We start from the raw sequence: 8,414 nt of genomic DNA on the forward strand, positions 1-8,414 counted from the left end.
GGGGATGGACCCCTGTCTCCGGTTTCGAGGCGTGGTTCCGACGGCTGCTCCCCGCGCACGCGGGGATGGACCCTCCGCGAGCTTCTTGATGCCCTCCTTCTTCAGCTGCTCCCCGCGCACGCGGGGATGGACCTACCTCCCACCATTTGAGGAGGCCCTCCCAAATCTGCTCCCCGCGCACGCGGGGATGGACCCCTGTCTCCGGTTTCGAGGCGTGGTTCCGACGGCTGCTCCCCGCGCACGCGGGGATGGACCCTCCGCGAGCTTCTTGATGCCCTCCTTCTTCAGCTGCTCCCCGCGCACGCGGGGATGGACCTACCTCCCACCATTCCTGGAGGCCCTCCCAAATCTGCTCCCCGCGCACGCGGGGATGGACCCCTGTCTCCGGTTTCGAGGCGTGGTTCCGACGGCTGCTCCCCGCGCACGCGGGGATGGACCTCGCGTCCTTGATGTCCCCCCAGATCTCCTCGGCTGCTCCCCGCGCACGCGGGGATGGACCTCGCGTCCTTGATGTCCCCCCAGATCTCCTCGGCTGCTCCCCGCGCACGCGGGGATGGACCCGGGTCGGGTTCGGGTGGTGCGGTCCAGGTGGTCTGCTCCCCGCGCACGCGGGGATGGACCCACCACCAAAGCCATGGCCGCCTGGCTCGCCCCCTGCTCCCCGCGCACGCGGGGATGGACCCGGGTTGGGTGCGACGGAGGACTCCTGGGTGGACTGCTCCCCGCGCACGCGGGGATGGACCCCGCTGATTCCGTGATGTGGGCGCGTAGGTGGGCTGCTCCCCGCGCACGCGGGGATGGACCCACATGGTCGACCCCGAGCAGATCATCGCCGAGCTGCTCCCCGCGCACGCGGGGATGGACCCGCCCGGATGGTGTCGGAGTCGATCCCGTCGGTACTGCTCCCCGCGCACGCGGGGATGGACCCGACGTCCTGGCCAAAGCCTCCAGCAGCGCGAACTGCTCCCCGCGCACGCGGGGATGGACCCCGTCCAGACCAGGGACCTCCTGTGAACCGGGGCTGCTCCCCGCGCACGCGGGGATGGACCCGGGTGGCCACCCACGAGCGTGACCCCGTAGACCTGCTCCCCGCGCACGCGGGGATGGACCCGACCACACCGTGCTCCTGAGACTCCAGGACGGCTGCTCCCCGCGCACGCGGGGATGGACCCATCGGGACTCCTGGGCCTAGGAACACGGTGATCTGCTCCCCGCGCACGCGGGGATGGACCCCTTGCGCAGGCGTTTCCATTCCGTGGTCCAGGCTGCTCCCCGCGCACGCGGGGATGGACCCTGGGGACCGGCGGCGCAGTGGGACGCTGGCCTCTGCTCCCCGCGCACGCGGGGATGGACCCTGGCGCAGGCATCGTTTGCTGTGTCGGGTGCACTGCTCCCCGCGCACGCGGGGATGGACCCGGACCACCACGTGAACACCATGACCATCCCGGCCTGCTCCCCGCGCACGCGGGGATGGACCCGGTTGACGAGTGCTGATTTGCCATATCCGGGGCTGCTCCCCGCGCACGCGGGGATGGACCCCACACCCCCGCTGGCCGGTGAGGAGAGCACACCTGCTCCCCGCGCACGCGGGGATGGACCCCCCGGGGCATGCGCGCGGTCTCGGCCTCGGATCTGCTCCCCGCGCACGCGGGGATGGACCCACCGACGAGACATCAGGCGTGTCCTACCGCCACTGCTCCCCGCGCACGCGGGGATGGACCCGGCCCCGGCCCGCGACCCAACCCTGGTGTGGCCTGCTCCCCGCGCACGCGGGGATGGACCTGCCGGGGGTCCGCTCAACGGCCCGCCACCCCTCTGCTCCCCGCGCACGCGGGGATAAACCCCCCGAGTAGAGGTACGAACGCGAACCCGAATGGTTTGTCTCTGCTCGGGGGCTCCGTACCACAGGGGTGTCGCTTTTGTTGGTTAAATGGTGAATTCGCTTTGGCCACATCAGGTCTGGAGAGAGGTCGATTCTTGGCCTGGAATGTTGGTGGGACCCATTTAGATGGGCAGCATGGACTCCGGACCCCCTCCCTGGCCCTGGAAGGACTCCCTCTCTGAGGTGGCTCGCTCTGTGTGGGCCAAGCACGACTACGACTCCGACGGCTGGCTTCCGCTTTACCGGCACATGGCCGACAGCGCCTTTGTCGCTGGCAGGCTCTGGGACGAATGGCTTCCCCGGCAGGCTCGGGACGTCATCGGTGTGGCGCTACCCAATAGCAGCGAGGACGCTCGGCGGCTTGCGGTATGGCTCGCGGCCACACATGACATCGGTAAGGCCACCCCCGCCTTCGCCTGCCAGGTCGAACACCTCGCGGACGACATGCGCGCGCACGGCCTTGACATGCCCCTGCAGAAGCAGATGGCCGATCGGCGGCTCGCCCCGCACGGGCTCGCGGGGCAGCTCATCCTGGGGGAGTGGTTGGCTGAGCGCCACACTTGGCGCGAACGGGACACCAACCAATTCGCGGTGATCGCTGGAGGCCACCACGGCCTCCCTCCCAGCAATACCGCCATCATGGATGTGGAGAACCGTCCCGCACTTCTGCGCACTCCGGGCAGTGCGGACGTCTGGAAACGTGTTCAGTTCGAGCTTCTGGATACGGCCGCCAGCGCCACCGGGGTCGACGAGCGCCTCTCGGAGTGGCGCACGGTCAAGCTTCCGCAGACCGCGCAGGTCCTGCTCACTGCCCTGGTCATCACCGCCGACTGGATCGCCAGTAACGCCGACTACTTCCCCTATTTTCCGGGCGAGCGCAGCAATGACCCCGAGCGGAGCGAGGAGGCCTGGCGGCTGCTGGATTTGCCTCGGCAGTGGGAGCCCCACGAGCCCGGGGGAACGGCCGCCGAGCTCTTCGCCGAGCGGTTCGAGCTCCCCGAGGGCGCCGTCATCCGCCCGGTGCAGGAGCAGGCGGTTCAGGCCGCGCGGAGCATGGCCGGTGCCGGGCTGATGATCATCGAAGCCCCCATGGGCGAGGGCAAGACCGAGGCCGCCCTGGCGGTGGCCGAGATCTTCGCCGCGCGTACCGGAGCTGGCGGTTGTTTCGTCGCCCTTCCCACCATGGCCACCAGTAACGCCATGTTCGCTCGGTTCACCCACTGGCTCGACCGGCTCCCCGGGATGCCCGAGGAAGCCGCGTCCATTTTCCTCGCCCACTCCAAGGCCCATCTGAACAAGGAGTTTTCCAGCTACCTCGGCGGCGGCCCTCGCCTGGCCACGGACACCGATCGCGACTGCGAGGGCGCGCCCGGCGGCGCCGCTCTGGTCGCGCACCGCTGGCTGCGCGGTCGTAAGAAGGGCATGCTGGCCTCCTTCTCGGTCGGGACCATCGACCAGCTCCTGTTCGCCAGCCTCAAGAGCAGGCACCTGGCTCTGCGCCACCTCGCGATGGCGGGCAAGGTCGTCATCATCGACGAGGCCCACGCCTACGACACCTACATGAACACCTACCTGGACCGGGCCCTGGCCTGGCTCGGAAGGTACGGCGTCCCCGTCGTCATCCTGTCCGCCACCCTGCCCGCGGGGCGTCGGCGCGAACTCGCCCAGGCGTACACGGGGGCCAGGGGGCGGGGACCCGCGGAGCAGACGTACGAGGAGATCGGTCGGGCCAGCGCCTACCCGCTGATCACCATCGCCGAACCCGGCGCCGCACCGTGCCTGTACACCCCGGAAGCTTCCGGCCGGGCCACCGACGTCCGCATCGAACCTCTCGACGATGACCTCGCCACCCTCACCACCAGGCTGGAGCGGGAGTTGGCGGATGGCGGCTGCGCCCTGGTGATCCGCAACACCGTCGCACGCGTCCACGAGACCGCTGCCCACCTGCGGGAACACTTCGGTGAAGAGCTGGTGACCGTCGCTCACTCGCGCTTCCTCGACCTGGACCGGGCCGCCCGGGACGAGCAACTCCTGCGTGAGTACGGCCCACCAGCGAAGGTCGCCGATCTCGGCGGAAAGCGCCCGGACCGGCACATCGTGGTCGCCAGTCAGGTCGTGGAACAGTCCCTGGACGTGGACTTCGACCTGTTGATCACCGACCTTGCCCCGGTCGATCTGGTGCTTCAGCGCATGGGGCGCCTGCACCGCCACCCGCGTGGGCCGGAGCAGAGCGAGCGCCCGCCCCGGCTTCGCACCGCTCACTGCCTGGTCACCGGGGTGGACTGGACCGAGACCCCGCCCCGACCGGTACGCGGCTCGCGGACCGTTTACGGCGAATACCCGCTTCTACGATCGCTCGCCGTGCTCCGATCCCACCTCGAAGCGCGGACCGACAGCGAACGCACGCTCCGGCTACCCGATCACATCAGCCCACTGGTCCAGGCTGCCTACCGCACAGCCGAAACCATGACCGAGATCGCGCCGCCCGACTGGGAACAGGCCCTGACCGAGGCGCGCACCGCCCAGGAGGTCAAGCAGGCCGACAAGGCCACCCGAGCCCGCACTTTCCTCCTCGACCCGGCGGCTCGCGACGGCCGCGCGGTCGTCGGTTGGGTGGACGCCGGGGTCGGCGAGGCCGATGACAGCCAGAGCGGTAAAGCCCAGGTCCGCGACACCGGCGAGAGCCTGGAGGTCCTGGTGGCCAGGCGAACCGCCGACGGGTCGCTGACCACGGTGCCGTGGCTGACAGAAGAGCGCGGCGGCCTGTCCCTGCCCACCGAATCCGTGCCCGAAGCCGCAGCTGCACGAGCCCTCGCCGCCAGCGGTCTGCGTCTGCCCTACCAGTTCACGGTCACCGGCCTGATGATCGACCGCACCATCGCCGAGCTGGAGACCGACCTGGTCGAGGCCTGGCAGACCAAGGATGCCCACTGGATCGCCGGAGAGCTCGTGCTCTTCCTGGACGAGGACAACCGCGCCGAACTGGCCGGATACAAGCTGCACTACACCGAATCCGACGGCCTGGAGGTCACCCGTGCCGAATGAGGCGCCTACAGCGGTGGCGACACCTGCATCAGCGTCCGCGTCCGTATCCACGTCCGCATCCGGGACCACGTCCGAGCCCCCGCTCGGTTTCGATCTGACCCAAAGCCCGTGGATCCCGGTCCTGCGTACCGACGGCACCGAGGCGGAACTGTCCCTGATCGAGGTCTTCGGACAGGCCGAGGAGGTACGCCGGCTGGTCGGTGACGTGCCCACTCAGGACTTCGCCCTCCTACGCCTGCTCCTGGCGATCCTGCACGATGCCATTGACGGCCCCCAGGAGATCGAGGACTGGGCCGAACTCTGGGACGACGGTCTACCGCTGGAGACCCTGCGCGGCTATCTCGACTGCCACCGGGAACGCTTCGACCTCCTCCACCCGCTCACACCCTTCCTCCAGGTCGCGGACCTGCGCACCAAGAAGGGTGACTACCTGCCGCTGGACAAGATGGTCGCCGACGTTCCCAACGGAGCCCGCTTCTTCACGATGCGTGCGCTCGGTGCCGAGCGGCTCGGTTACGCCGAAGCCGCCCGCTGGGTGGTACACACCCACGCCTACGACCCCTCCGGCATCAAGTCCGGAGCCGAGGGCGACCCTCGGGTGAAGGGCGGCAAGGGCTACCCACAGGGGGTCGGCTGGGCGGGCAACCTGGGCGGTGTGTACGCGGAGGGCGACAACCTTCAGCAGACACTTCTGCTCAACCTGATCGCCTTGGACACCCCCAACCTGCACACCGACACCGAACCGGATCGGGACCGGCCCGCCTGGGTGCACCCGCCCGCCACATCCGCTCCGTTGGAAGGGGCACCGGCTGCCTCCCGCCCACACGGGCTGCGCGACTTGTACACCTGGCAGACGCGGCGGTTGCGTCTGCACCATGACGGCGAAGGCGTTCACGGGGTGCTGTTGGCCTACGGCGACCCGCTTCCCCCACGCAACATGCACCTGCGCGAACCCATGTCCACCTGGCGCCGCAGCCCCGCCCAGGAGAAGAAGCTCCGCGAGGCCATGGTCTACCTGCCTCGGGAGCACGACCCGGCCCGCGCGGCCTGGCGAGGCCTGGGAGCCCTGGTCACGGGTGAGACTCGGGGACGCGAACAGCGCGAGGAAGCGGCCGAGTACGTACGCCCCCGGGTCCTTGACTGGATCGCCGCTCTCACCGTCGCCAGATACCTGCCCCGCGGCTACCTGCTCCGGGCCCGGTTGGTCGGAGCGGTCTACGGCACCCAGCAGTCCGTCATCGACGAGATCGTCGACGACACGGTGGCCATGCCCGTGGTCCTGCTCCACCAGGACAACCAGGAACTGGCACAGGCCGCCGTCGGCGCGGTCACCGACGCCGAGGACGCGGTCACCGCCCTGGGCGACCTGGCCACCGGCCTGGCCCAGGCAGCGGGTACCGACGGTGAGGGACTGCGGGCCACCGCCCGGGACCGGGGTTTCGGGGACCTGGACGGTCTCTTCCGTACCTGGCTGCGCGAACTGGCCCCCTCCCAGGATGCGGATACCGAGGCTGACCGCCCCTTGGACGATCCGCTCGACCCGACCGAACAGCGCCGTCAATGGCAGCTGATCGTTCGGGACACCGTTTCCCGCCTCGGCGACGAGCTCATCGACTCCGCGAGCGAGGCCTCCTGGGAAGGGCGGGTTCTTGAATCCAAAAGCGGCTCGTTCTGGCTCAACACCTCCAGCGTCGACCTTCGTTTCCGCAGGGCCCTGCGCAGGTGCCTGCCCCTGACCAACATCGACTCGGGTTCCGACGACAACACGGAGGAAGACCAGTGACCACAGCGAGCCGCACCGGCTACGTCCACGAACTCAAGGAGGTCGGTGAGGCGGTGGACGAGCGGATTCGCCAACTCCAGGCCGGTTACCTCCAGGACCGCTCTGACGCGGTGGCGACCCTGGCCAAGCTGCGTCGTGGCGCGGGCAAGACCGTTGAAGCCGTACCCGAGCTGGCCGTGTTGACCATCGGCCACCAGTTCTACGAGCAGTTCCCCCTGGACCATCCCCGGATCTCGGATGCCGAGGACGCCGTCCACGAGGCACTCACGCTCTACGCGCTCCACCAGCAGTCCAAACGGGATAAAGGCATGCACAAGCGCGGGAAGGACCTGGGTGGTGCCGTGCGCCGACTGATGCCGTCCGGGGACATCGACGAACCCCTGCGCAAGCGGTTCGTCCAGGCCCAGACGGCGGGCAGCTCCGAGACACGGATCGACAGGTTGAGGGGGATCGTCAGTCTTCTGCGCGACAAGGACATCCAGCTTGACTACGGTCTGCTCGCCGACCAGCTCTACGACGCTCGCACCCGGTCCGGCGCCGAACGGGTGCGCCGCTCCTGGGGGCGCGGCTTCCATGCGTACCGACCGAGCAGGGAGCAGCTGGCGGAAGAGCAGGACGGAACTCAGGGGGCTCCCGGCGAGTGACCTGCTCCCTGCAACTTCGCTAACCCCGGACCTCGGGTCCGGACCCCGAGAACCCGCACAAAGCCCGCTTCCGCGCCACACACGCAACGAACCGAAGAAACCGAGGACACCCCCATGAGCCGCACCATTCTCGACGTGCACGTGTTGCAGACCGTGCCGCCCAGCAACCTCAACCGGGACGACACGGGTGCGCCCAAGACCGCCGTCTACGGCGGCGCGCGCCGCTCCAGGGTCTCCAGCCAGGCCTGGAAGCGCGCGACCCGGCTCGCCTTCGACGCCCTGGTCGACCCCCAGGACCTGGGCACCCGCACCAAGCGCGTGGCCGAGCTCATCGCCGCTCGTATCCGGGAGCTGGACACCGGTATCGAGGAAGCCGAGGCGCTCGCCCTGGCCGCGGAGACGGTTCAGACGGCGACCGGTTCCAAGATCGAACCGCCCAAGCGCAAGGCAGACGCCGCCAAGAAGAACGGGGACCCGGCGCCCGCCCCCGAGTCCGCTTACCTGATGTTTCTCAGCGCCCGCCAGCGCGACGGGCTCGCCGAACTGGCCGTGGAAGGCAAGGAGGACATCAAGGCCTTCCTCAAGGAGAAGGACAACAAGGCGCGCGCCAAGTCCATCGCCGACACCCGCCATTCCGTCGACATCGCGCTGTTCGGCCGGATGGTCGCCGACGGCGCGGACATCAACGTGGACGCCGCCGCACAGGTCGCGCACGCCATCAGTGTGCACGCGGTGGAGAACGAGTCGGACTACTACACGGCGGTCGACGACCGGAACCCCGAGGAGGAGACCGGGGCGGGCATGATCGGCACCGTCGAGTTCAACTCCGCCACCCTCTACCGGTATGCCGCCGTGGACGTCGACCTGCTTCGGAAGAACCTGGGGGAGGGGCTGCGCGAGGACGAGCCCGTCACCGAACCGCTGCGCCGGGCCGTGGAGGCCTTCGTCCGTGGATTCGTGGAGTCGCTGCCCACCGGCAAGATCAACACCTTCGGCAACCACACGCTGCCGGACAAGGCCGCGTAGTTAGCGTTCTGGACTGGGTGTCAAGCCCGTAACA

General features: G+C 69.2%; 3 protein-coding genes, 1 pseudogene and 1 CRISPR repeat array. All 4 genes and pseudogenes read left to right on the top strand.

Features of this window, described 5'->3' with window-relative positions:
- Positions 1 to 44: 44 nt before the first annotated feature.
- Positions 45 to 1,844: direct repeats of the CRISPR family, unit length 29 nt; unit sequence CTGCTCCCCGCGCACGCGGGGATGGACCC.
- A gap of 164 nt (positions 1,845 to 2,008) precedes the next feature.
- Entirely contained in the window at positions 2,009 to 4,927 is a 2,919-nt protein-coding gene (locus tag D457_RS0107375; protein ID WP_026116428.1) for a CRISPR-associated helicase/endonuclease Cas3, read from the top strand.
- Between the two features lie 13 nt (positions 4,928 to 4,940).
- On the top strand, positions 4,941 to 6,710 hold the full coding sequence (gene casA, locus D457_RS0107380) for a type I-E CRISPR-associated protein Cse1/CasA (RefSeq protein ID WP_017580009.1): 1,770 nt from the start codon (positions 4,941 to 4,943) through the stop codon (positions 6,708 to 6,710).
- Positions 6,707 to 7,354, top strand: a complete 648-nt coding sequence (gene casB, locus D457_RS0107385) for a type I-E CRISPR-associated protein Cse2/CasB (RefSeq protein ID WP_017580010.1) — start codon at positions 6,707 to 6,709, stop codon at positions 7,352 to 7,354. Before casA ends, casB begins: the two co-directional genes overlap by 4 nt.
- 114 nt (positions 7,355 to 7,468) lie before the next feature.
- Positions 7,469 to 8,368, top strand: a pseudogene (gene cas7e, locus D457_RS32075) (type I-E CRISPR-associated protein Cas7/Cse4/CasC); the annotation flags it as partial.
- Between the last annotated feature and the right edge of the window lie 46 nt (positions 8,369 to 8,414).

Origin of the sequence: Nocardiopsis valliformis DSM 45023 (assembly GCF_000340985.1) — a bacterium.
GTDB lineage: Bacteria > Actinomycetota > Actinomycetes > Streptosporangiales > Streptosporangiaceae > Nocardiopsis > Nocardiopsis exhalans.

Excerpts from the sequence above, each read along its gene's own strand:
- D457_RS0107375 (WP_026116428.1), top strand. The coding sequence starts at position 2,009 with ATGGGCAGCATGGACTCCGGACCCCCTCCCTGGCCCTGGAAGGACTCC.